The sequence below is a fragment of the Curtobacterium sp. ME12 genome (assembly GCF_903970855.1).
Classification (GTDB): Bacteria; Actinomycetota; Actinomycetes; order Actinomycetales; family Microbacteriaceae; genus Curtobacterium; species Curtobacterium poinsettiae_A.
On the sequence record NZ_CAJCKD010000001.1, the window covers coordinates 96,245 to 120,420 of the forward strand.

General features: G+C 71.8%; 23 protein-coding genes and 1 pseudogene. 16 read left to right on the forward strand and 8 right to left on the reverse strand.

Annotated features, from left to right (window positions below; genetic code table 11):
• Positions 1 to 19: 19 nt before the first annotated feature.
• The 5 genes from H7A73_RS00450 (at position 20) to glgX (ending at position 4,116) form a co-directional block, all read left to right on the forward strand.
• Complete coding sequence (locus H7A73_RS00450; protein ID WP_182064195.1) at positions 20 to 481, forward strand: MarR family winged helix-turn-helix transcriptional regulator; 462 nt, start codon at positions 20 to 22, stop codon at positions 479 to 481.
• A gap of 70 nt (positions 482 to 551) precedes the next feature.
• Positions 552 to 734: a hypothetical protein gene (locus H7A73_RS00455; protein WP_071404431.1), complete on the forward strand. Its 183-nt coding sequence runs from the start codon at positions 552 to 554 to the stop codon at positions 732 to 734.
• 18 nt (positions 735 to 752) lie between these two features.
• Positions 753 to 1,289, forward strand: coding sequence for a MarR family winged helix-turn-helix transcriptional regulator (locus tag H7A73_RS00460; RefSeq protein ID WP_182064196.1), 537 nt, complete (start codon positions 753 to 755; stop codon positions 1,287 to 1,289).
• A 134-nt stretch (positions 1,290 to 1,423) separates the two neighbouring features.
• A complete protein-coding gene (locus H7A73_RS00465) occupies positions 1,424 to 2,038 on the forward strand; it encodes a TetR/AcrR family transcriptional regulator (RefSeq protein ID WP_071248778.1) in 615 nt (204 codons plus the stop codon).
• A 59-nt stretch (positions 2,039 to 2,097) separates the two neighbouring features.
• Complete coding sequence (glgX, locus tag H7A73_RS00470) at positions 2,098 to 4,116, forward strand: glycogen debranching protein GlgX (protein WP_182064197.1); 2,019 nt, start codon at positions 2,098 to 2,100, stop codon at positions 4,114 to 4,116.
• 127 nt (positions 4,117 to 4,243) lie between these two features.
• Here the strand turns inward: glgX and H7A73_RS00475 are convergent, their stop codons facing one another.
• Together H7A73_RS00475 and H7A73_RS00480 are read right to left on the reverse strand one after the other, a co-directional pair.
• Positions 4,244 to 5,359, reverse strand: coding sequence for a Gfo/Idh/MocA family protein (locus H7A73_RS00475; RefSeq protein WP_182064198.1), 1,116 nt, complete (start codon positions 5,357 to 5,359; stop codon positions 4,244 to 4,246).
• A complete protein-coding gene (locus H7A73_RS00480; RefSeq protein ID WP_182064199.1) occupies positions 5,356 to 6,156 on the reverse strand; it encodes a sugar phosphate isomerase/epimerase family protein in 801 nt (266 codons plus the stop codon). The genes H7A73_RS00475 and H7A73_RS00480 overlap by 4 nt, the downstream gene beginning before the upstream one ends.
• A 215-nt stretch (positions 6,157 to 6,371) precedes the next feature.
• Between H7A73_RS00480 and H7A73_RS00485 the strand changes: the two genes are divergently transcribed.
• Positions 6,372 to 7,670, forward strand: coding sequence for an MFS transporter (locus tag H7A73_RS00485; RefSeq protein WP_182064200.1), 1,299 nt, complete (start codon positions 6,372 to 6,374; stop codon positions 7,668 to 7,670).
• Between the two features lie 106 nt (positions 7,671 to 7,776).
• Here H7A73_RS00485 and H7A73_RS00490 read toward each other — a convergent pair whose 3' ends face one another.
• Positions 7,777 to 8,292 carry a MarR family winged helix-turn-helix transcriptional regulator gene (locus H7A73_RS00490; protein ID WP_182064201.1) on the reverse strand — a complete coding sequence of 172 codons (516 nt, stop codon included), beginning with the start codon at positions 8,290 to 8,292 and terminating at the stop codon, positions 7,777 to 7,779.
• A gap of 153 nt (positions 8,293 to 8,445) precedes the next feature.
• Between H7A73_RS00490 and H7A73_RS00495 the strand changes: the two genes are divergently transcribed.
• The 4 genes from H7A73_RS00495 (at position 8,446) to H7A73_RS00510 (ending at position 11,581) form a co-directional block, all read left to right on the forward strand.
• Entirely contained in the window at positions 8,446 to 8,757 is a 312-nt protein-coding gene (locus H7A73_RS00495) for a hypothetical protein (protein ID WP_182064202.1), read from the forward strand.
• Between the two features lie 115 nt (positions 8,758 to 8,872).
• Positions 8,873 to 10,195 (forward strand): carboxylesterase family protein, encoded by a 1,323-nt coding sequence (locus tag H7A73_RS00500; protein WP_182064203.1) that lies wholly within the window; start codon positions 8,873 to 8,875, stop codon positions 10,193 to 10,195.
• A gap of 77 nt (positions 10,196 to 10,272) precedes the next feature.
• Positions 10,273 to 10,863: a TetR/AcrR family transcriptional regulator gene (locus tag H7A73_RS00505; RefSeq protein WP_182064204.1), complete on the forward strand. Its 591-nt coding sequence runs from the start codon at positions 10,273 to 10,275 to the stop codon at positions 10,861 to 10,863.
• Positions 10,864 to 11,140: 277 nt separating this feature from the next.
• Positions 11,141 to 11,581, forward strand: a complete 441-nt coding sequence (locus H7A73_RS00510; RefSeq protein ID WP_182064205.1) for an NUDIX hydrolase — start codon at positions 11,141 to 11,143, stop codon at positions 11,579 to 11,581.
• A 9-nt stretch (positions 11,582 to 11,590) separates the two neighbouring features.
• On the opposite strand, the gene H7A73_RS00515 is transcribed toward H7A73_RS00510, so the two are convergent.
• On the reverse strand, positions 11,591 to 11,959 hold the full coding sequence (locus tag H7A73_RS00515; RefSeq protein ID WP_182064206.1) for a VOC family protein: 369 nt from the start codon (positions 11,957 to 11,959) through the stop codon (positions 11,591 to 11,593).
• A 54-nt stretch (positions 11,960 to 12,013) separates the two neighbouring features.
• Between H7A73_RS00515 and H7A73_RS00520 the strand changes: the two genes are divergently transcribed.
• Entirely contained in the window at positions 12,014 to 12,655 is a 642-nt protein-coding gene (locus tag H7A73_RS00520) for a nucleoside/nucleotide kinase family protein (protein ID WP_182064207.1), read from the forward strand.
• Between the two features lie 94 nt (positions 12,656 to 12,749).
• Positions 12,750 to 13,583, forward strand: coding sequence for an SDR family oxidoreductase (locus H7A73_RS00525; protein WP_182064208.1), 834 nt, complete (start codon positions 12,750 to 12,752; stop codon positions 13,581 to 13,583).
• A 1,380-nt stretch (positions 13,584 to 14,963) separates the two neighbouring features.
• Here H7A73_RS00525 and H7A73_RS18005 read toward each other — a convergent pair.
• From H7A73_RS18005 to nucS, 4 genes and pseudogenes are all read right to left on the reverse strand, one after another.
• Positions 14,964 to 15,509 (reverse strand): annotated as a pseudogene (locus H7A73_RS18005) (ArnT family glycosyltransferase); the annotation flags it as partial.
• A 314-nt stretch (positions 15,510 to 15,823) separates the two neighbouring features.
• Positions 15,824 to 17,101 carry a CynX/NimT family MFS transporter gene (locus H7A73_RS00530; RefSeq protein WP_182064209.1) on the reverse strand — a complete coding sequence of 426 codons (1,278 nt, stop codon included), beginning with the start codon at positions 17,099 to 17,101 and terminating at the stop codon, positions 15,824 to 15,826.
• Positions 17,098 to 17,772: an HAD hydrolase-like protein gene (locus H7A73_RS00535; RefSeq protein ID WP_182064210.1), complete on the reverse strand. Its 675-nt coding sequence runs from the start codon at positions 17,770 to 17,772 to the stop codon at positions 17,098 to 17,100. The genes H7A73_RS00530 and H7A73_RS00535 overlap by 4 nt, the downstream gene beginning before the upstream one ends.
• A 103-nt stretch (positions 17,773 to 17,875) precedes the next feature.
• Complete coding sequence (nucS, locus tag H7A73_RS00540; RefSeq protein WP_182064211.1) at positions 17,876 to 18,571, reverse strand: endonuclease NucS; 696 nt, start codon at positions 18,569 to 18,571, stop codon at positions 17,876 to 17,878.
• Positions 18,572 to 18,745: 174 nt separating this feature from the next.
• On the opposite strand from nucS, the gene H7A73_RS00545 reads away from it, so the two are divergent.
• The 4 genes from H7A73_RS00545 (at position 18,746) to H7A73_RS00560 (ending at position 24,113) form a co-directional block, all read left to right on the forward strand.
• A complete protein-coding gene (locus H7A73_RS00545; protein ID WP_182064212.1) occupies positions 18,746 to 20,119 on the forward strand; it encodes a purine-cytosine permease family protein in 1,374 nt (457 codons plus the stop codon).
• Between the two features lie 165 nt (positions 20,120 to 20,284).
• Positions 20,285 to 21,841 (forward strand): hydantoinase/oxoprolinase N-terminal domain-containing protein, encoded by a 1,557-nt coding sequence (locus H7A73_RS00550; protein ID WP_182064213.1) that lies wholly within the window; start codon positions 20,285 to 20,287, stop codon positions 21,839 to 21,841.
• Complete coding sequence (locus H7A73_RS00555; protein WP_220456572.1) at positions 21,838 to 22,992, forward strand: DUF917 domain-containing protein; 1,155 nt, start codon at positions 21,838 to 21,840, stop codon at positions 22,990 to 22,992. The genes H7A73_RS00550 and H7A73_RS00555 overlap by 4 nt, the downstream gene beginning before the upstream one ends.
• A complete protein-coding gene (locus H7A73_RS00560; RefSeq protein WP_182064214.1) occupies positions 22,989 to 24,113 on the forward strand; it encodes a DUF917 domain-containing protein in 1,125 nt (374 codons plus the stop codon). The genes H7A73_RS00555 and H7A73_RS00560 overlap by 4 nt, the downstream gene beginning before the upstream one ends.
• Positions 24,114 to 24,176 lie beyond the last annotated feature (63 nt).

Consider the following 24,176-nt stretch of genomic DNA (forward strand, 5'->3'; position numbering starts at 1 on the left):
GTGTTGATACCGTAGCAGCATGCCGACCGACCTCGAAGCCCTGGGCCACGCCGTCAAGCGGGCGCAGTACCGCAACCACCGCACCATGGACGCCGCCCTGCGCGACCTCGGCGTGACGCTCGTGCAGTGGGACGCCCTGCGCGCGATCGACCGGATGCCCCGCGCATCGGGACACGACCTCGCCGTCGCGACGTTCCAGAGCGATCAGGCCTTCGGCACCCTGGCGAACCGGATGCTCGACCGCGGGCTCATCACCCGGACCGCCGGTCGGGGTCGGCGGATTGAGCACGCGATCACCGAGGATGGTCGGCGGGTGCTCGACGAGGGACACCGCATCGCCGAGGGGGTGCTCGACTCCCTGTTCGCACCGCTCGACGAGCAGCGACGAGCGGCGCTCCTGCAGCTCCTCACGACCCTGACGGATGCCGCCGAACCCTTCGGCGCGCAAAACGTACACACTGCAAATGGTTCGTTGAACTGACCGTTCACTTTGTGAAAGAGTTCAGCCGTCCGCAGGGGACACACGGCAAGCAAGAAGGGCGGGACACGACATGCACAGCACGTACTCCGGGATGCCTCGGACGGCACGGATCGGTGGCAGTCACACGCGCGTCGGTCTCACCGACCCGGCGATCATCGACGCGTACGTCGAGCGTCGCATCCAGGACCCCTCGCTGCTCGCCGGTCGTTCCGAACCGTCCTACGCGGACTTCTTCACCACGCCTGCCGTTTAGCAAGGAGCGCATGACCCCATGCCGTTGACCGTCGTCCGTCGAGAGCACGTCCACCTCTACGCCCGCGAACCCGAGTCCCGGGTCGCGAAGACCGCCGTCGATGCGCTGCTGCGCCTGCAGCACGCCGAGGACCAGCAGATCGAGTCCGCCCGCATCGAGAGCGGCCTGTCGAAGAACGAGTTCCTCGCCGTCCGGTACCTGCTCCAGGCGCACCGGGACGGCCGGACGATGGGCCCGAAGGACCTCGCCGTGATGCTCGCCGTCTCGAACGCCTCGGTGACCAAGATCGTCGACGGGCTCGTGCAGAAGGGTCTGCTGTCCCGCACGGCGCACCCCACCGACCGCCGTGCGCAGGTGCTCGCCCCGACCGACCGGGCCGCCGAGAAGATCGACGCCTCGTACGCCCGCTTCCACGCGGCGGTCGTCGAGGTGCTCGAGCAACTCCCCGACGCGGACAACGCCGTCCTCGCCGACTCGCTCACGAAGATCGTCGACGCGCTCGCCGCGGGCACGCCCGCGCCGGTCGACGAGTACACGGTCGACGACCAGGACTGACGCGAGCGCGCCCGCCTGACGCGACCCGGCGGGGTGCGACGCGACCCGGACGCGGACGGGAGGCCCGTGGTGCGCATGCCACGGGCCTCCCGTCCGACGGTGGCGAGAAAACCTTCCAGCGGTAAGTTGGGTGCATGACCCACCCCGCGGACGACGCCGACGCGGCCCAGCCGCGCCGCGGCGGGTACCGCAAGGGCGCCGAGCGGCGCACGCAGATCCTCGACGAGATGATCCGGATGGTCGCGGAGCAGGGGGTCGACGCATCGTCGCTCCGCTCGGTGGCCGAGGCCCTCGGGATCACGCACGCCGCACTCCGCCACTACTTCCCGAGTCGCGACGAACTGCTGCTCGCCGTCTACCGGGAGCACGAGGTGCGCGAGCAGGGCGCGCCCGACCGGATGAAGTCGGCCATCGGCGACATGCGCGAGAGCGCGTCGCGCAATCGGGCCGTGCCGGGGCTCGTGCAGCTGTACACGACGCTCGCGGCCGACGCCGTGCAGGAGGGCCACCCGGCGACACGCGACTTCATGCGCGAACGCTTCGCCCGGCTGCGCGCCGAACTCGCCGCACTGATCGAGGCGGACCAGGCGAGCGGTCGGATCCGCGCCGACCTGGACCCGGTCGACCTGGCGAGCCTGAGCATCGCAGCATCCGACGGACTGCAGGTCCAGTGGCTGCTCGACCCCGACGCCGTCGACGGCGAACGGGTGCTGCGGCTGCTCGAGCAGCTCGTCCCGCCGGTGCGCTGAGCGGCCAGGGGTACGCCCAGACCGCCGGTGGCACAGCGACCGGTCGGTAGAAGGGCAGCATGACCACTTCCACGCGCACCCCGCTCGGCGTCACGCTCGTCGACGGGGGCGCCAACGTCGCCCTGTTCTCGAGCACCGCCGAGCGGGTCGAGTTCTGCACCTTCGACGACGACGGCACCGAGCACCGCACCGAACTCCGCAACCGCACCGGCTACACCTTCCACGACGTCGTTCCCGGCGTGACCGTCGGCACCCGCTACGGCTTCCGGGTGCACGGCGCGTGGGACCCGGCGAACGGCCTGCGCCACAACGGCGCGAAGCTCCTGCTCGACCCCTACGCCACCGCCGTCGACGGCACCTACGAGTGGGGCCAGGCCCTGTTCGGCCACGACATGGACGACCCCGAGCGCCTCGACGACACCGACTCGGCCAGCGCGATGCCCAAGTCGGTCGTCGCCGACCGGTCCTTCGACTGGGACGGTGACGCCCTGCTGCGGACCCCACTCGCCGACACCGTCGTGTACGAGGTGCACGTCAAGGGTTTCACGAAGCAGCACCCGGACGTCCCGGAGGAGATCCGCGGCACCTACGCCGGCATGGCCCACCCGGCGGCGATCAAGCACCTGACCGACCTCGGCGTCACCGCGGTCGAGCTGCTGCCGACGCACCAGTTCGTGCAGGACTCGACGCTCCTCGACAAGGGCCTCCGCAACTACTGGGGCTACAACAGCATCGGCTTCTTCGCGCCGCACGACGAGTACTCGTCCTCCGGCACCGCCGGGCAGCAGGTCGCCGAGTTCAAGGAGATGGTGAAGGCCCTGCACGCCGCGGGGCTCGAGGTCATCATGGACGTCGTCTACAACCACACCGCGGAGGGCAACCACATGGGCCCGACGCTGTCGTTCAAGGGGATCGACAACCAGTCGTACTACCGGCTGGTCGAGGGGGACGAGGCGAACTACTTCGACACCACCGGCACCGGCAACAGCCTGAACGTCGGACACCCGGCTGCCCTCGGACTCATCATGGACTCGCTCCGCTACTGGGTCGAGGAGATGCACGTCGACGGCTTCCGGTTCGACCTGGCCACGACGCTCACCCGCCAGGACGGCGAGGCCGAGAAGCACTCCGCGTTCCTCGACATCATCCACCAGGACCCCGTGCTGCGCGAGGTCAAGATGATCGCCGAGCCGTGGGACACCGCCGGCTACCAGGTCGGTGGGTTCCCGGCCGACTGGTCCGAGTGGAACGGCAAGTACCGCGACGACCTTCGGGCCTTCTGGCGCGGCGACGAGGGCGCACTCGGCGACGCCGTGCAGCGGGTCCTGGGCAGCCCCGACGTCTACGAGGGCTCGCGGCGTTCCCCGCTGTGCTCGATCGACTTCGTGACCGCCCACGACGGTTTCACCCTCGCCGACCTGACGATGTACGCCGACAAGCACAACGAGGCCAACGGCGAGGACAACAACGACGGCGAGAGCGACAACACCTCGTTCAACGGCGGCATCGAGGGCCCGACCGACGACGGCGCGGTGAACGACTACCGCGACCGGCAGCGTCGCAACTTCCTCGGCACCCTGCTGCTCTCCGCCGGCGTGCCGATGATCCTGGGTGGCGACGAGCTCGCCCGGTCACAGGGCGGCAACAACAACGCGTACTGCCAGGACGACGAGATCTCGTGGTTCGACTGGGCCGCCGCCGACCAGGACCTGCTCGCCTTCACCACGGCGGCCATCGCGTTCCGTCGGCAGCACCAGGCCCTGCGTCCGGAGTGGTTCCGCACCGCGCCGGGTGACTCGGAATCGACGGTGACCGTGCTCCGTGCCGACGCCGCCGGGTTCGAGGACGGCGACTGGGCGGACGGCGGCAACCGGGCCGTGGCGCTCGTGCTGCACCAGGGCGACGACACCGTTGCCGTGCTGCTGAACGCGTCGGACACCACGGTGGAGTTCACGCTGCCGGAGCGTCCGGGTGGGGGCAGCTGGTCCCTCGGGCTGTCGAGCGACCCCGACCAGGCCGTGGTCGGCGACGCGGCGACGCTGCTCGTGCGCGACGCGTCCTTCACCGCGCTGGTCTGAGGGGTCGCGCGGGGCTCGTGCTGGGGTCGCGCGGGGCTCGCACGGCTTCGCTTGGTGAGCAGAAATGGTCGGGTTCCCGTTGGGGGACCCGACCATTCCTGCTCACGAAGTGGTGCTTGCGGCGCTCCTAGGCGTTCGCGCCCGCGGTCAGCACGGCTGCCGCGGGGTCGAAGTCCTCGGGCAGCGGCGGGACCGCGTCCACGGTCGACGTGATGTCGACGGCGGAACCCGACTCGGCGGCGTCGCGGATCCCGAGCAGGACGTCGAGCACGTGCAGTGCGACGGCGCCGGAGGCACGCTCGGGGCGGTCCTCGGCGATGGCGCGGGCGAGCTCGACGACACCGGTGCCACGGCCCCAGGTGGAGCCGACCGCCTCGAGCGTCTCCGGCTCGTCCTGCCCGTAGCGCCAGAGCTGCGACGAGCCCTCGAACGTGTTCGGGTCCGGCAGCGAGATCGTGCCGAGCGTGCCGTTGATCTCGACGAAGCCCATGCGCGGCAGGGCGTGCTGGAACGAGAACGTCGACTGGGCGGACTGCCCGCCGGCGAACTCGATCAGGGCGGCGTGGTGCGTCGGGACCTCGACCGGGAACGTCTCGCCGGCGCGGGGGCCGGACGCGATCGTGCGACGGTCGAGCGACTTCGACGAGACGGCCTGCACGCGTGAGGCGGTGCCGAACGCGTGCACCAGGGTCGTCACGTAGTACGGACCCATGTCGAACAGGGGGCCGGCACCGGTGGCGAACAGGAAGTCCGGGTTCGGGTGCCACGCCTCGGGTCCGGGGACGTGGAACAGCGTCGTCGCGGAGAGCGGCTCGCCGATGTCACCGCGGGCGATGGCACGGAGCGCCGTCTGGATGCCCGCACCGAGCACGGTGTCCGGGGCGGTCGCGACGCGCAGGCCCTTGGCCTTCGCGGACTCGAGCACCGCGGCGGCCGACGCGTGGTCGGTCGCGATCGGCTTCTCGCTCCAGACGTGCTTGCCGGCGTCGATGATCTGCTGGTCGACCTCGGCGTGTGCGGCCGGGATCGTCAGGTTGATCACGATCGAGATGTCGTCGCGGGCCAGGAGCTCCTCGACCGATCCCGACGAGGCGACGCCGTATTCCGCCGCCTGGGCAGCGGCACGGTCGAGCAGCACGTCGGCGACGAAGCGGACCTCGACGTCGGCGAACTTGGTCAGGTTCTCGAGGTACTGGCTGGAGATGTTGCCGGCACCGATGATGCCGATCCCGACACGGCTCACTTGTCGTTGTCCTTGAGCCAGGTGAGGGACTCGGTGATGCCCTCGAAGACGTCGCCCGAGTAGGCGTCGAACTCGACCACGCGGATGGCCTGCGGTGCCGCGGCGAGGATGCCCGCCACGTCGACGTCGCCCTGGCCGGCGGGCGTCTGGTTCTCGAAGGCGCGCTGCAGCGCCTCGGGCACGATGAGGGCGCTCTCGGACGAGGGCAGCGCGGTGCGGATGTCACCGTCGACCTTGCCGTCCTTGACGTGGATCGCGACGACGCGGTCGCCCAGGCCCTTGAGGACGGCTGGGGCGTCGGCGCCACCGACGGTCGCCCAGAAGGTGTCGACCTCGAGGACGGTCTCCGGCGAGAGCTGCGACACGAACAGGTCGTAGACGGTGCGGCCGTCGACCTTGTTCGTGAACTCCCACTGGTGGTTGTGGTACCCGAACTGCAGGCCACGGCCGGCGGCCTCGGCGGTCAGCTCGTTGACGCGCTCGGCGATCTTCGCGACGTCGTCGGCGGTCTGCCAGCGGTCGGTCGGGATGAACGGGTCGATGACGGTGCGGATGCCGAGGCGCTCGGCGGCGTCCCAGATCGGCGCGGTGTCCTCGGCGTCGATCACGGCGACGTGGCCGGACGGAGCCTTGAGGCCGGTGGCCGCGAACGCACGCTCGAGGTCGGTCGCGCGCTCGACGAACGCGTAGGGCTCGACGTTCTCGTACCCGATCTCGGCGACACGGGCGATGGCCTTGTCGAGGTCTTCGGCGATGGCGTCGCGCAGCGAGTACAGCTGCACAGAAGTGGTGGGCATTGCAGAGGCTCCTTCGATCCTGTCTGGGTGTCGCGGCCCGTCGAGGAGCGATGCTCCGCGGCGAGATCGATCACGACGCTACCCCAAAAACCACCCGGTGTGTAGTTTTTGCTGCCCCGTGTGACGACCCCGGTGTTGCAGACGACACCTGTCGATGTATGCTCGCGTCGGAAAAACCTTGTCGAGCAAGGTTTTCATCGACTCAAGGAGGCGTCATGAGCACCACCGAACCCGGCAGCCCGGCACTGCTCAACCCGGAAGAGGGCATCACCCAGCCCGTCAGCACGGTGAAGGTGGGCATCGGCTACCAGATCGCCCTGTTCCTCGGGCAGTTCGGCCTCTTCGTCGCGCTCATGGCGCCCGTCTACGTGAGCATGCAGCTCAAGGCGCAGGCCCTGGTCGGCGACGACGCCGCGAACGTCATCGGCTCGGTGCTGCCGATCGGCGCATTCGGTGCGCTCATCATGAACCCCCTCGCGGGCGCCCTGTCCGACCGCACCCGCACGCGCTGGGGCCGTCGTCGCCCCTGGCTGCTCAGCGGTGTCGTGGTCTTCGCGATCGCCCTCGCCTGGATCGCCTACTCGCCCGACGTCCTCAACCTGACGCTGGCCTGGCTGCTCGCCCAGCTCGCCGCGAACGCCACCCTCGCCACCCTGCTCGCGAGCTTCGCCGACAACGTGCCGCAGCTGCAGCGCGGCCGGTCCTCGAGCATCATCGCGCTCGCGCAGAACATCGCCGTGCTCGCCGGCACCTACCTGTCGGTCTTCTTCGTCGCGAACCTGCCAGTGCTCTTCATCGCGCCGGGCATCCTGGCGATCATCCTGGTCGCCGTGTACGCCGTCGTCGCGCGCGACGACCTGCCGACCTACACGCTCAAGAAGTTCACGTTCCTGAACCTCGTCGCGTCGTTCTGGACGAACCCGGTCAAGAACCCGGACTTCGCGTTCGCCTGGTGGTCCCGCTTCCTCATCATCCTCGCGACGTTCATGTTCACGACGTACCGCCTGCTCTACATGCAGGAGCACATCGGCATCGAGAAGGCGAAGGACGCCACGGCTGCCGTCGCCTTCGGCGTCCTGCTCTACACGATCGCGCTCCTGGTCAGTGCGGCGTTGTCCGGCTGGGCCTCGGACAAGCTCGGTCGCCGCAAGGTGTTCGTCGGCGGCTCGACGGTGATGTTCGCGGTCGGGCTCGTCGCGCTCGCGCACGCCGACACGGTCACCGGCTTCTACGTCGCCGAGATCATCATGGGCTTCGCCTACGGCATCTACTCGGCCATCGACACGGCGCTCGTCGTCGACGTGCTGCCGAACGCCGACCGGCCCGGCAAGGACCTCGGTGTCATCAACATCGCGAACGCGTTGCCGCAGTCGCTCGCGCCGGCGATCGCCCTGTTCTTCCTGAAGGTCGGGTCCGACGGAGCCGCCGACAACTACGAGCTCATGTGCTGGGCCGCCGGCGCGATCGCCCTCATCGGCGCACTCGTCGTGATCCCCATCAAGCGGGTGCGGTAGCGCCCGTCGCGCGACGCGACCGGAGGACGGACCGGCGCGGCACGCTCAGCGGGCCGCCACGGGCCTCCCGTCCGTCGTAGCGACCGGCCGCCGGGCCGGGCCGACGTCAGGGGGTGCCGGGGAAGGGCAGCTCCTGCCGGAGCGCCTCGGCGAGGCGGGAAGCGAAGCGGCGGACCGCCGTCACCTCGTCGGCGCTGAGTGCGTCGATGGTCGCGATCAACGGAGACTCGACGTGGCCGTAGGCGCGCGCGAGGTCCTGCTCGGCCGAGGCGGTCGCGGTGATGATGATGCCGCGCCGGTCCCGCGGATTCGGCTGCCGTTCGGCCCGCCCGTCGCGCACGAGCCGGTCGATGAGCTTCGTGATCCCGGCCGTCGAGAGTCGCAACACCCGCGCGAGCTGTGTCGCGTTCACCAGCCGTCCGTCACGGTGTGCGAGCACGAGGTGTCGCAGGGCGAGCGCATCGACGGGCAACATCCCCAGGGTGCGGAGCGCCTGCTCGTCGGCCTCGTGCACGCTGTCACTGAGCGCCTGCAGGCTCGCGAGTGCAGCGGCGCCTTCGGCGGTGCGCGGCTGCCGGCCGAACACGTCGGATCCGCGTCGCGGGTCGGCCTCATCGCTCATCGTTGCCCCGTTCTGTCCCAGCGTTCTGTGGACAAACGCCATGTTCCACCCCCTCCCTGAGAACCCAAACTGAGTGAGTAATCAGCCGAGCGAGACAAACGTGCTCTGCATGACGCCACCGAATCTCGGTGGCGGAGATCAGTAGGAGTCACCATGTCGAACACCGCAGGACGCCCCGTACGCAACGACTCGGTCGTGCGTGCCACGTGGAACGAGACCAAGTCCGCGCTCAAGACCACCGAGTTCTACGCTTGGCTGGTCGTGTCGATCGCGATCCTCGTCGCGGCAGCGGTCGTCGACAACGCGGACGAGGGCCACACCGGCTTCGGCGCCGACCAGGCCTGGCTGTACGTCGCCATCGTCACGGCCGCGTACATCGTCAGCCGTGGCATCGCGAAGTCCGGCGTGCGCAAGCCCGACTGGAACGACGACGACCGACGCGACGTCAACGGCCGCTCGAACTGACCCCCGAGCGCCAGGAGCACCCGGCTCCCTGAGCCGGAACGAGGCCGTCCCGATCCGTCGGGACGGCCTTCGTCACGTCCGCTCGCGTCGTCCCCGCACCGATACCGTGAACCCCATGCTCGCTCCCGCCCCCGCTCCCTTCGACACCCCCGCCGGCCGCATCGTCGGGACGCTCGACGGTGACGTGGTGCGGGTGCTCGGGATCCCGTACGCGCAGGCCGAACGGTTCGCCCCGCCGCAGCCGATGCCACCGTTCGAGGGTGAGCTGCACGCGTCGACCCCGTCGCCGGTCGCACCGCAGCCGCACCAGGAGTTCGTCGACCTGCTGCTCAACCCGATCCAGGGCATCGAGGTCGACGAGCACTGCCAGCGGCTCTCGATCACGCTGCCCGCCGACGCGCGGCAGGACGAGCAGCTGCCCGTCATGGTCTGGATCCACGGCGGCTCGTACGTCATCGGCGGCGGCGACCTGCCGATCTACGACGCCCGCGACCTGGTGACCGAGCAGCGCGTGATCGTGGTGTCGGTCACGTTCCGGCTCGGTGTGCTGGGGTTCCTCGGTGACGGCGAGACGATCCCGGCGAACCTCGGGCTCCTCGACCTGGTCGAGTCGCTGCGCTGGGTGCGCGCGAACATCGCTGCGTTCGGCGGCGACCCCGACCTGGTCACCGTCTTCGGGCAGTCGGCCGGCGGGGACGCGGCCGCGCACCTGATGATCAGTGCCGGCGCCGAAGGGCTCTTCCGCCGGGCGATCATCCAGAGCGCTCCGCTGGGGCTGTCCCGCCGTCGGGCACGGATGAACCGCGCGATGGTCCGGGCGGTCGGCACCGTGCACGCCGACACCCCGCTCGAGGACCTGCTCGACCGTCAGGCACTCGGTACCCGGGCCGCAGCGCCGTACGGGCTCGCCGCCGGCATGCCGTTCGGCACCCAGTACGGCTTCGCGCCGCTGCCCGCCGAGCGTGACCTCGACGCCACGTGGAGCCGGGCCGCCCCCGAGGTCGACGTGCTGATCGGGTCCGGTTCGGACGAGGCCGGCATGTACGTGCCGCTCGTGCCCGGCCTGCGTCGGGTCACCCGGTCGCGGGTGCTGCGGTCGGCCCTGCGGTGGTGGGTCGTCCGTCCGCTGTCCGACGTCATCTACGGGCGCGACGCCCGACGGTTCACCGAGCGGCACCGACGCGCCGGCGGCCGGGCGACCTCGTACCGACTGCACCGCGGTGTCACGAGCGCCCCGACCGGGGCCGTGCACATGAGCGACCTGCCGCTGCTGTTGGGAGGCCGCGAGGCCTGGGCCGGCACCCGCTTCGTCCCCGAACGCGACTGGCCCGAGGTCGAGCGCCGCGGCCGGGCCTTCCGGGCGATCTGGGCCGACTTCGCCCGCTCCGGCGAGGTCCGGGCGCCCGACGACGAGACGCTGACGTTCGACCGCGGCTGACCGGGAGCCGGTGACGGCGGCCGCGCCCCCTGAACTGGCGGTCGCGGGCCACTGACCGGCCCCGCACAATCGTCAGCATGCCCACGACCGATGTCGACCTCCGCGCACGCATCGTCGCCGGGGCGATCAGTGCCTACCGAGCCGGGGACTTCCACCGTGTCGGGCCCGACGAGGTCGCCGAGCACGCCGGGGTCACGGCCGACGAGTTCCACCGGGCGTACCCGATGTGGGAACTCCTGGTGGTCGCGGTCATGGACAAGTGGAACAACGGCAGCCGACGCGAGCTCTGGCCGATCGCGGAGCGGGACGGCACGGTCGCCTACCTGCGTGCCCGGCTCGCCGCGGGCGTGGACGATCCGGCCCTCGTGCGCCTGCGGGTCGCCGTGCTCAGCGCCGCCTCGAATCCCGACCACCCCGCCGCCGGGTGGTTCCGCACGCAGTACACGCGGGCGTTCGAGGACGTCACCCTCGCCCTGGTCCGTGACGTCGTCGCCGGCCGGGAGTCCCGTGGTGCCTCGCCCCGGCACGCCGCCGAGCAGCTCATGGCGCTGTACGAGGGGCTCCAGCTGCAGTCCGTGATCCGCGACGACGGGGAGCCGCTCAGTGCCTTCGACCGGGCGGTCGCCCGGATGCGCGTGGGCTGGGCAGCGGCACGCGTCGACGCCTGATCCGGGTCGGGCGGGCAGGTCGGGTCCGGTCCGCATCAAGCGGGTCCGGGGCCGTGCGCGGCGAGCGGTCACGACTCCCCGCGCGTGCAGCGTCGCGTGGTCACGTTCCGTCGTCTGCGGGTGGCGGGGCCGACGGTCTGTGACCGCTCGGCGTGCGGGCCGCAGGGGGTCGTGACCGGTCGGCGGACTGGTGGAGCGTCCGCCCCACCCCGGTCCACGGCCTGGAGGCCCGGCGCGGCTGGCAGACGTCGGTGCACCCACCTGGCATGGTCGGCCCATGGAGTACACGGACTACGACACCCGGCTCGCCGCCTACGGCGTGATCACGGACGGTGACCGCGTGCTCCTGGCGAAGCTGCGTCACCCCGACGCGGGCACGTGGACGCTGCCGGGCGGCGGGGTCGACTTCGACGAGACCGTCGAACAGGCCGTCGTGCGCGAGATCCGCGAGGAGACCGGGTACGAGGCCCAGGCCGGTGCCCTGCTCGGGGTCCGGCACCACATCGTCCCCGCGGAACGCCGCATCCACGCCAACGGCCGGCCGATGAAGGCCGTGCAGGTGGTGTTCCGGGCGACCGTCACCGGGGGAGCCCTGCGGCACGAGCTCGACGGCTCGACCGACGAGTCGCGGTGGATCCCCGTCGCCGAGCTCCCGCACCACCGCCACGGCCTGCTCGTGCCGATCGCCCTCGGCTGGGCGGGTGCCCTGTCCCGCTGACCGCTGGCGTCACTCCTCGATGACGCTGAGGACGTTGCCCGACGGGTCGGTGAACCAGGCGATGAGCGGGCCGCCCTTCCGGTTCACACCCCGGTCGTCGGTCATCCCCTCGTACTGCAGGAACGCGACGCCCTTCGCGGTGAGCTCGTCCACCGCGGCGTCGATGTCCGGCACCGGGAAGTTCAGCACCGTGAAGGCCGCCGGTTCGTGACCCGCGCCCTTCGGGTAGACGAGCACCTGGTGTCCACCGCCGAGCTGCAGGAAGAGCATGCCGTGGTCCTCGGTGACCTCGATCCCCAGGACGTCCTCGTAGAACGCCTTCGCCTCGGGCACGTCGCGCACCGAGAACCCGCTGAACGCCTTCGTCGCATCGACCATGCGGCAAGTGAACCACCGCGGTCGGGCGTCGGTGCGCTCTGCGAGGATGAGGCCGTGAGCGACTCCGGCACGACCGTCGACCAGGCCCTCGAGCGCGCCGTCGAGCTGGCCCGTTCGAGCCGCCGCACCGTGCTCGGGATCGCCGGAGCGCCGGGTGCCGGCAAGTCCACGCTCGCCCGCCGCATCGTCACCGAAGTGGACGGACGCCTGGGTGCAGGCACGGCGGTGCAGGTCCCGATGGACGGCTTCCACCTGTCGAACGCGGTGCTCGACGCCCTCGGCCGGCACGACCGGAAGGGCGCGGCGGACACCTTCGACGCCGACGGGTACGTCGCGCTCGTCCGCAGGCTGGTCGCCGCCGACGAGGACGTCGTGTGGGCGCCGGACTTCGACCGTCGCGTGGACGAACCCGTGGCCGGCAGCATCGCGGTGCCCCGCGCGGCCCGACTCGTGGTGTCCGAGGGCAACTACCTGCTCGATGACGCCGCACCGTGGTCGGCGCTGCCGGAGCTCTTCACCGAGACCTGGTTCTGCGCCGTCCCCGACGACGTGCGGCTCGACCGCCTGGTCGGCCGGCACATGCGGCACGGCCGCGACCACGACGCCGCCCGCGCGTGGGCGGTGGAGGTGGACGGCGTGAACGCCGCGAGGGTCGCACCCACGGTGATCCGGGCCTCCAGGACGGTGTGGACGTGACCACCGACCAACGCGATCGTCGACGACCACCAGGCGACCCCGACGACGACGTGACCCCGACCACCACGACGCGACACCGACACGAGGAGCGACCATGACCATCGCCATCACCGGAGCGACCGGCAACATCGGGGGCGCCGTGAGCGCGGCGCTCGCCGCGGACGCCGTGCCGTTCCGGATGCTCGTGCGCGACGCCTCGCGTGCGCCGGAGCTTCCGGGCACCGAGGTCGCCGTCGCGACCTTCGCCGACGCCGACGCGAGCCGGACCGCCCTGCAGGGCGTCGAGGTGCTGCTCATGGTCTCGGCGGCCGAGGCCCAGGACCGCCTCGACCAGCACCGGGCGTTCGTCGCCGCGGCGGCCGACGCGGGCGTTCGGCACGTCGTCTACACGTCGTTCCTCGGCGCGGCTCCCGACGCGACCTTCACGCTCGGACGCGACCACTGGGCGACGGAGCAGGCGATCCGCGACAGCGGGATGGCGTTCACGTTCCTGCGCGACAGCTTCTACCTGGACTTCGTCGAGGACCTGGTCGGCGAGGACGGCGTGATCCGCGGCCCGGCCGGCGACGGCGCCATGGCCGCGGTGGCCCGTGCCGACGTCGCCCGCGTCGCGACCGCGGTGCTGCACGACCCGGACGCGCACCGCGACCAGACGTACGAGCTGACCGGCCCCGAGGCGATCACCCTCACCCAGGCGGCGGCGATCGTGTCCGAGGTCCGCGGCCGCACGGTCAGCTACCACCCGGAGACCCTCGACGAGGCGTACGCGTCACGTGCGCAGTGGAACCCGGAGCCGTGGCAGGCCGACGCCTGGGTGAGCACCTACACGGCCATCGCCGAGGGGGCGCTCGCGCACGTGTCGGGCGACGTCGAACGCATCACCGGACGCGCGCCGATGTCCCTGCGCGAGGTGCTCGCCGCGGGCTGACGCGTGCCGGTGGTGCGCACCGGGGCCGACCGACGGGCCGGGCAGCCCGCAGTGCCACACGGTCCACGTGATGCCGTCCGCCCGGCGCGGCTGCATCGGCAGACGTGCGTACCGGGTGCCGTGGGACAGCGCTCGGCAGCCGCCGGCCAGCGCGGCGCGCAGGACCGGGTCGGTGCGGGGCGCGTGGGCCTGGACGACGAGGACGCGCAGCCCGTCGGCGATCCGGCGACGGATCTGGTGCGTCGTGAAGACGGGTACGGTGCCCGAGAACCCGCCGTCGGTCAGCACCGGCAGTCCGGTCGCGTCGATCACGGGTGCGGAGATGTGCCACGTGTCCGTCAGGAACAGCGGTTCGTCGTGCCGGTACCCCTCCAGGCGTCGCGCGGTCGCGACGAGCCGGCTGAGGGCACGTGGGTACGGGGTCGATCCGCCCCACGGGTCCGGGCTCGACACGTGGAACACGTCCGGGCTGCCGGCCGGGATCGGCCAGCGCGCGGGCCACGGCCCGACCGACGCGTCGACGCCGCTGCCGTCGCGGGTCGCGTCGAGGGCCTGCAGGGAGAACGCGGCGGGTCCGGCGATGAGCGCGAGCCCGGCTGCGAGTGCGATGACCGTCCGGGAGGCCCGGTGCCGGTCCGGCCCGCGCGTCGCCTCCCAGCGGGGTCGCCACCACACCGCCACCAGCGTCGCGACGACGGCGACCGTCGAGACCGTGATCGCGGGCACGGCGAGCACGCTCGGCATCGCGGTGCCCCGCGCGAGGAACACCACCCAGCCGAGCTGTGCCGCAGCGAGGACGACCGGGAGCGCCCGGAGCCCTCGAGCCTGCGCCCGGACCAGTCCGACCGCACCGCGCCACCCGAGGGCTGCGAGCAGGGCGAGCTGCACGCCGATCGCGGCGACGTAGGCGGTGTGCGGCACCGCGGCCACCGAGAGCACGGCCGCGGCGGTGCCGAGCCACACGACCAGGACGGCCAGGGTGGCGGCTCCGGCACGGGTGTCGAACGCGTGCCCGAAGGGGGTGCCGACGGTGTCGTGGGGTGTGTGCGTCGACGACGGCGTGATCCTCCTCGCTCGCCGTCGGACCAGCACCACGGCCGCGACCACCACGCCGAACACCGCCGCGGGCAGGAGCCAGGCGACCTGTGACGCCAGGTGCGGTCCGAGCAGCTTGCCGAACCCGGCCGGACCACCGCGCCAGGTGTGCGGACCGAACGGCACGGCGAACGACCGGACGGACCCGGGTACCGCGCCGGGCAGGAACCGGTCGATGCCGTTGTACCCGAACACCATGGCGAGCGGACTGTCGTCGGTGGAGCCGTCCGCCCACGGCCGCGAACCCGACGGCGTGAGCGCCAGCGCGGTCACCCACGACACCGACGCCACGACCGCGACGATCCCGAGCACCCCGGCGCGGACCACCCGGGTGCCGAACCGGAAGGGACGGCCGTCGTGTCGGGCCGAGGCCAGCAGCGTGCCGAGCAGCAGCGCCGGCAGCACGAACCAGGCCTGCACCATCTTCGCCTGGAACCCGACGCCGACCGCCAGGCCCGCGGCGACGAGCGGCCACCAGCGCCCGGTCAGTGCCGCGTGCTGCCAGCACAGCAGGGCGACGGCCAGCGCGGTGGTGACCATGCCGTCCTCCATCGGGTGCGCGAACATCGACACGAAGACCGGCGTCGACCCGGCTGCTGCGGCAGCGACGAGGCCCGTCCCGACGCCGGCCCAGCGGAGTCCGACCAGGGAGCACGCCCACAGGGTGACGAGCCCCTCGACGACCTGCGGGAACGCGAGCGCGGCGGTGGAGTGCCCGAACAGCCGGATGCTCAGCGCCTGCGGCACCGCGAAGCCGCTGAGCTTGTCGAGCGTCACCGTCGCCGAGGGGTCGAACGCCCCCGAGAACAGCGCCGGCCACGACTCGGACATCGACCGCGCCGACGCCTGGTAGAAGCTGAAGTCCCCACCACGGCCCAGGTTCCAGGCGAGCAGCACGGTCGTGCCAGCCGCGATCACGAGCAGGGTGAGCCGTGCCGTGAGCGGCTGGTCCCGCCACCGGGCGGGTCGTCGGATGTCCACCCTCCGGACCTTGGCCGTCCGGGATGACGACCGGCCGGGACCGTGCCGCCAGCTGGCCGCGAAGCCGGTCCGCGCGCTGAGGGGTCGTGCGGGTGCGGCCCGCGTCGGTCAGCGCCTCGGGGGTCGAGCCGGAGCGGGGTCTCAGCCGGCGTTCGGCTTCGGGGTCAGGGCACCCGTCGTGCGGCGAACGTCCCGACGACACCGAGGGTGAGCACCGCGACGAGCACGACGAGCAGCGGTGCCGTCCAGTTCCCCGTCGCACCGTGCAGGGCACCGGCGACGAGCGGCCCGGCCGAGCCGAGCAGGTACCCGCCGCCCTGCACGAACGCGGACATCCGTCGGGCGTCGGCGTCGCTCGAGACGATCCGCACGATCACGATGAAGATCACGGTGATGCCGCCGCCCTGCGCCGCACCGCCGAGCACCGACCACAGCAGCCAGAGCTGCGGGGCGAACAGCAGCCCGAGCGGCATCGCCAGCCACAGGGTGCCGACCAGGGCGATGATCGCCGCCGGACGCCACCGGGTCGCGAGCAGCGGGACACCGAGCGCCCCGACGACGGCCAGGATCTGGAACACCGACGAGCTCGCGCCCGACGACGCCTTCGAGAAGCCGATCTCGTCGTGCAGCAGCGTCGGGATCCACGCGGTGAGGGCGTAGTACGAGAACGCCTGGCCGCCGAACGCCAGCGTCAGGCCCCAGGTGATGAGCCGTCGTGCCGGCCGGATCGGTTCGGCGGCGGCGACCCGTGCGGCCTCGGCGGCGCGCGCGGTGCGGATCGCCCCGGTGTCCAGCACCTGGTCGATCGGACCGGTGATCGGCAGTGGTTCGTCGTGGTCGGACAGCACCGGGCGTCGCCAGGCCGCCCGAGCACCGACCGCGTAGGTCCAGGCAGCGGCGGCGATGAGCGCGAAGACCGCCCAGATCGCGATGGCGACCGGCCACCCCCACAGGGCCGCCAGGGGAGCGGTGCCGAGCGACGTGATCATCGACCCGACGTTGAGCGCCGACGTGTAGACGCCGGTGACCAGGCCGACGCGCTCCGGCGAGGTGTCCCGTCGGATGACCACCGGGATCACCACGTTGCCGATCGTGATGCCGATGCCGATGACCGCGGTGCCGAGCAGCAGCGCCGCCGACGAGGGCATCGAGCGCACGACGGTGCCGGCGAGCACGATGACGAGCGACAGGGACACCGCGCGCTCCGGATCGGCCTTCGCGATGACCCAGCTGGCGAACGGCGTCGCGAGCGCGAAGCACAGCACCGGGATCGTCGTCAGCAGCCCGGCGATCGTCGCGGTCAGGCCGAGGTCGGCGCGGACGTCCCCGATGACCGGGGCGGTCGCGACGATCGGGCCGCGGAAGTTCAGTGCGATCAGGACGATGGCCGCGGGCAGCAGCCAGGCGGCACCGCGGAGGCTCCGGCGTGCGACGTCGTTCATGCGGACGGCGTCGCGGACGGCAGCAGGATCGGCAGCAGGTCGAGCGGGGTCGCGGCGCGGGCGATGGTGCCCTCGGCCTCGTCGGGGGAGCCGTAGCCCCACTCGGCGAAGACGACCGGGACGCCGTGCACGGTCGCGCCCTCGACGTCGTGCTTCCGGTCGCCGATCAGCACCGGGCGGCTGGTGTCGAAGCCGTGGGCCTCGAGGCGTCGCAGTGCCTCCTCGACGACGTCGGCCTTGCTCGACCGCACCTCGTCGTCGCTCGCACCCGTGATGATGTCGATGTCCCCGGTGAGGCCGTAGTGCTCGAGGATGTAGGTCGCCGGGGTCTCCGGCTTGCTCGTCGCCGTCGAGATCGGCAGCCCCGCCTGGTGCAGGGTGCGCAGCACCACGTCGATGTCCGGGAACATGGCGGAGTCGAGCGCCCCGTGCGAGAAGTAGTGCTCGCGGTAGACGGCGAGGGTGCGGTCGGCGAGCTCCTCGTCCATGCCCATCGCGACCCGGAACGTGTCCATGATCGGCGGGCCCACGAACGACATCAGGGTGTCGTGGTCCGGCACCGGGACGCCGACGGTGCGGAAGGTGTGCGTCAGGCTCTCGAGGATGCCCGGCGCGGAGTCGCTGATGGTGCCGTCGAGGTCGAACAGGATGGCGGAGAACGGGCTGGTCATGTCCTGCCCACCCTAGCCGGGCCGTGGCGGCGACCATCCGGGATCCCGTCGGCCGCGGGGCGGGGGTGCGCCGTGCCTCCAGACCGGGGGTGACGTGGTCCGCTCAGAACAGGCGGGTGTGACCGCCCTCGATGCCGCGCATCGCGTCGTAGTCGAGCACGAGGACGCGGATGCCGCGGTCCTCGGCGAGGGTGCGGGCTTGCGGTGCCACCGTCTGCGCAGCCAGCACGCCCTGCACCGGGCGCAGGTGCGGGTCGCGGTTCATGAGCTCGAGGTACCGTGTGAGCTGCTCGACCGCGTCGATGTTGGCGTTGCGTTTCATCTCGACGGCGACGCTCGCGCCCGCGTCGTCACGCGCCAGGATGTCGACCGGCCCGATCGCCGTCATGTACTCCCGGCGGACCAGGGTGTGGCCGTCGCCGAGGAGCTCGATCTGCTCGGCCAGGAGCTGCTGCAGGTGCGCCTCGACCCCGTCCTTCACCAGGCCCGGATCGACGCCCAGGTCGTGGGACTCGTCGGACACGACCTCGTACAGCGAGACGATGAGCTTGTCCTGCGTCTTCTTCTGGGTGACCGTCCACACCTGCGTGATGCCGGCGCCCGACTGCTCGTCGTCCGGCTCGGTGATCTCGATCGAGCAGGGCGGGCTCATCCAGTTCAGCGGCTTGTAGCTGCCGCCGTCGGAGTGCACGAGCAGGGAGCCGTCCGCCTTGAGCATGAGCAGGCGGGTCGCGAGCGGCAGGTGGGCGGACAGCCGGCCCGCGTAGTCGACGGAGCACCGGGCGATGACGAGACGCACCCCGGAAGCCTAACCGGCATGGTGTCGTGACCCGGACCGGGCGCGCAGGCTGTGCACAGCGCACGGATTCACATGCCCGTAACGACGTTCTGCACATGTACGGCGGTCCGACGCCGTCCTACCGTGGCTGACACCCCGATCGGCTCACGCCGACCCCCTCCCCGAGGAGCCACGATGGCCAGCGAGACCGCAGTGTCAGCACCACGAACGCCCCGTTCCGAGTCGGTCGCCGTCGACGACTACTCGCTCAGCCGAGTCCCGATGTCCGCGCGCTACGGCTGGTTCCAGGTCGCCGTGCAGCGCTTCGGGCAGATCTCGGCCCTGTCCCAGTTCCTGCTCGGTGCGACGCTCGGCTTCGGCATGAGCTTCTGGGATGCCTTCTGGGCGATCACCCTCGGCGCCGTGATCCTGGAGATCGTCTCGGTGCTCGTCGGCGTCATCGGCGTGCGCGAGGGGCTCAACACCTCGGTCATCGCCCGCTGGACCGGGTTCGGCAAGGCCGGCTCGGCGCTGGTCGGGCTGGCGATCGGGCTGAGCCTGATCGGCTGGTTCGGCATCCAGTCCGGGGTCTCGGCGGCCGGCCTCGTCGCGATCCTGCCGATCCTGCCCGCGTGGGCGTGGTCGCTCGTGTTCGGGCTGCTCGTCACCGCGATCGTCCTGCGCGGCTTCCACTCCATGCAGTGGCTGGCGAACGTCACCGTGCCGCTGTTCCTGGTGCTCGTCGGCTGGGCGGTCATCGTCGAGCTGAGCCGGCACTCGATCGCCGAGCTCGCCGCGCGTGCCCCGGCCGGTCCGGAGCTGAGCTTCGTCGCCGGCACCACCCTGGTGGCGGGCGGGTTCATCGTCGGTGCGGTGATCACGCCGGACATGACGCGCTTCAACCGGTCGGTCGGCGACGTCGTGAAGCAGACGCTGCTCGGCGTGACGCTCGGCGAGTACGTCATCGGCCTGGCCGGTGTCCTGCTCGCCCACGCCGTCGGCTCCGCGGACATCACCCGCGTGATCACGTCGAGCGTCGGCTGGGTCGGCATCCTCGTGATCCTGCTCGGCACGTTCAAGATCAACGACTGGAACATCTACAGCTCGAGTCTCGGCGTCACGAACTTCATCGACGCGGTGTTCGGCAAGCAGGTGAACCGCGGGCTCGTGACGCTCGTGATGGGCGTCGTCGGCTCGGTGCTCGCCGCGGTCGGGTTCCTCGGGGCCCTGACACCGTTCCTGTCCGTGCTCGGCGTCGTCTTCCCGCCCATCGCCGGGATCATGGTGGCCGAGTACTTCGTCGTGAAGCGCTGGCGCCGCGAGCTGAGCGACGCCGAGAACATCCCGGCGACCTCGCCCACCTGGGTGCCGGCCACCCTGGTCATCTGGGCGATCGCCTCGCTCGTCGGGTACTTCGTCGCCGTCGGCATCCCGTCGATCAACTCCGTGGTCATCGCCTTCGTGCTCTACGTCGTCGCCGGCAAGGTCGGGCTGATCCGCGGCGTCGGGGTCAGTCGGACCGAGGCCGCGCCGGCCCCGGCGTCGGCCCCAGCCACCCCTGCCGCCTGACGCAGGCTCCCCGAACGGCCGGTCGCGGCGTCGCGCACCTGATCCGCGTGACGGCGCGGCCGGTCCCCACGAACCACCAGCACCCACGAACCACCAGCACCCACGAACCACCAGCACCCACGAACGACCCCGCACCCGCTCCACCGCACCACCGAAGGGAACCCCATGCGCATCGGCATCGACGTCGGCGGCACCAACACCGACGCCGTCCTGATGGACGGCAGCACCGTCCGAGCGGCGGTCAAGCGGTCCACCACCCCCGACGTCACCTCGGGCATCGTCGCCGCGCTCGACGGCCTGCGCGAGCAGCACGCCTTCGGTGCCACGGACATCGACGGCGTGATGATCGGCACCACCCACTTCATCAACGCCCTGGTCGAGGCGCGCGGCCTCGCCCCGACCGCCGCGGTCCGCCTGGGCCTGCCGGCGACGGCGTCGCTGCCGCCGTTCACGGACTGGCCCGGACACCTGGTGTCGGCCGTGCACGCGCAGCCGTTCCTGGCCCACGGCGGCCACGAGTTCGACGGCCGCGTCATCTCGGAGCTCGACCCCGAGGAACTCAAGCGGCACGCCGGTGCCATCGCGGCCGCGGGCATCCGTTCCGTCGCGATCTCGTCGGTGTTCTCCCCGATCAACGACGAGTTCGAGCAGCGCGCGCAGGAGATCATGGCCGCCGAGCTCGGCCCCGACGTGGCGTTCTCGCTGTCGTCCGAGATCGGTCGCATCGGCCTGCTCGAGCGCGAGAACGCGACGATCATCAACGCGGCGCTCCGTGAGCTCGCCGACCGCATCGTCGACGGCCTGTCCGGGTCCGTCACGGGCAGCGGCATCGACGCACCGCTGTTCCTGAGCCAGAACGACGGCACGCTGATGGACGTCGAGTACGCCCGTCGCTACCCGGTCGCGACGTTCGCCTCCGGCCCGACGAACTCGATGCGCGGCGCCGCGGTGCTGTCCGGCTTCGACACCTGTGCAGTCGTCGACGTCGGCGGCACGACGAGCGACGTCGGCGTCCTGACCGCGGGCTTCCCGCGTGAAGCCACGGGCGAGGTCGCCGTCGCCGGCATTCGCACGAACTTCCGGATGCCCGACGTCCTGTCCGTCGGCATCGGCGGCGGCTCCCGCATCCGCGAGGACGGCAGCGTCGTCGGCCCGGACTCCGTCGGGTACCGCCTGACCGAGGAGGGCCTGGTCTTCGGCGGCACGACCCTGACCGCCACCGACGTGGCCGTCCGCGGTGGCCGTGGCGCGATCGGGGACCCGTCGCTCGTCGCCGGGGTGCCGGCCGAGGTCGCCGCCCGCGCGCTCGACGTCATCGCGGAGCGCGTCGCCGACATCGTCGAGCGGATGCGCACCTCGTCCGACCCGCTGCCCGTCGTGGCGGTCGGCGGCGGCTCGGTGCTGCTGCCGGACACCCTGCCCGGACTCGGCACCGTGCACCGCCCGGAGCACTACTCGGTCGCCAACGCCATCGGCGCGGCGATCGCGCAGGTCAGCGGCGAGGTCGACAAGGTCTACGCGATCAGCGACGGCCGCCGGTCGGCCGTGGTCGACGAAGCCCGGCAGGAGGCCGTCGACCGTGCCATCGCGGCCGGCGCCGACCCCGGCTCGGTCGACATCGTGGACTTCGACGAGGTCCCGATCCCGTACCTGCCGGGCAACGCGACGCGGATCCGCGCCAAGGCCGTCGGCGACCTGGCACTCGGGGCGCTGGTCCGATGAGCGCCACGCAGGCCGCGCCCCGCGCCGCCGCGCCCACGGCACCCCTCACCGCCATCGGCGCCGACTGCTCCGCCCTCGCCCGCGGCGCCGCGATCCTCGGCACCGGCGGCGGCGGTGACCCCTACATCGGACGCCTGCTCGCCGAGGCCGCCGTCCGCGCCCACGGCCCGGTCGACATCGTCCAGGTCGAGGACCTGCCCGACGACGCCGTGGTGCTCTCGGTCGCGATGATCGGCGCACCCACCGTGATGGTCGAGAAGCTGCCGTCCGCCGGCCAGTTCGCCGAGGCCATCCGCAGCCTCTCGGCGTTCCTCAACGTGACCCCCACCCACCTGGCCTGCATCGAGGTCGGCGGCGTGAACTCGACGACCCCGATCGTCGCCGCGGCCGAGCTCGGCCTGCCCCTGGTCGACGGTGACGGCATGGGCCGCGCCTTCCCCGAGGTGCAGATGGTGCTGCCGACCCTGTCCGGGGTCAGCGCGACACCGATGGCCCTGGCCGACGAGAAGGGCAACACCGTCGTCTTCGACACGGTGGACAACCGGTGGGCGGAGCGGCTCGCCCGCACGGCGACGGTCGAGATGGGCTGCTCCGCGATCACGGCGCAGTACGCCATGTCCGGCGCGCAAGTGAAGGAGTCGTTCGTCCGGGGCAGTCTGTCGCTGAGCGTCCGGCTCGGCGAGACGCTGGTCCGCGCACGCAGCGAGAACGCGGACCCCGTCACGGCGGTCACCGAGGTGCTCGGCGGCACGGTCGTGTTCCAGGGCAAGGTCGCCGACATCGAGCGCAAGACCGTCACCGGGTTCGCCCGTGGCACGGCCCGCATCGCCGGTTCCGGCAGCGACACCGGCCTGGAGGCGGTGCTCCGGTTCCAGAACGAGCACCTGCTGGTCGAGGTGGCCGGCCAGGTCCGCACCACGGCTCCCGACCTCATCATCACGTTGGACGCCGAGACCGGCGAGCCGATCACCACCGAGGCCCTGCGGTTCGGCGCCCGCATCCGGATCGTCACCGCACCGGCCGACGAGCGCTGGCACTCCCCGGACGGCCTGCGCCTGGCCGGCCCGCGGTACTTCGGTTACGACACCCCCGCGGTCCGCCACGACGGCACCACGAGCGCGGGCGAGACGAACACGGGAGCGCACCGATGAGCTGGATCCTCGACGTCGACGACCTGCCCGACCTGGCCCGCGGCGCCGCGCTGCTCGGCACCGGCGGCGGAGGCGACCCCACCATCGGGATGCTCCTGGTCCGTGCCGCGATCGAACAGCACGGCCCCGTCACGATCCTCGACCCGTCCGAGGTGCCCGACGACGCCCTCGTCATCCCCACCGCGCAGATGGGCGCACCGACCGTGGTGCTCGAACGCATCCCGGCCGGACCGGAACCCCTCGGCGCACTCCGTCGGCTCGAAGCCCACCTGGGCAGGACGGCGACCGCGACGATGCCCATCGAGTGCGGCGGCATCAACTCGATGATCCCGCTGCTCGTCGGTGCCACCGGTGGCCTGCCCGTCGTCGACGCGGACGGCATGGGCCGCGCGTTCCCCGAGCTGCAGATGGAGACGTTCTCGGTCTACGGGGTCCCCGGCAGTCCACTGGCGATCAGCGACGAGAACGGTCACGGCGTCATCATCGAGACCGGCACGGACAACAAGCAGATGGAGTGGCTCGCCCGCGGGGTCACCATCCGGCTCGGCGGCGTCGCCTACATCGCCGAGTACGCCATGTCCGGCCGCCAGGTGAAGGAGACCGCCGTCCCACGCACGCTGTCCCTCGCGCTCGCCGTCGGCCGGGCGATCCGGGTGGCCCGCGAGACGCACCGCGACCCGATCGACGCCCTGGCCGAGGCGTTCGGCGCGACGATCTACACGCACCTGCGCGAGCTGTTCAACGGCAAGGTCGTCGACGTCGAGCGCCGCACGGTCGACGGGTTCGCTCGCGGTCGTGCCACCGTGCAGGGGACCGACGGCTCCGAGCTCGAGCTCCGGTTCCAGAACGAGAACCTCGTCGCCCGGCGGGACGGCCGCCTCGTCGCCGTCGTGCCCGACCTGATCTGCGTCCTCGACGCCGAGACCGCCGAGCCGATCACCACCGAGCGCCTGCGGTTCGGGCAGCGCGTCTGCGTGATCGGCATCTCGACGCCCGACCTGATGCGGACCCCGGAGGCGCTCGCCGTGTTCGGGCCGTCGTGCTTCGGGCTCGACGAACCGTTCGTCCCGGTCGAGGACCTGCACGAGCACGTCCGCCCGGCCGCCCCGGCGGTCGGCTGACCGACGGCCGCGCGCCGACCCCGGCGCCCGGCACGTGCACCCGGCCCCGGGCTCTGCCCCCCC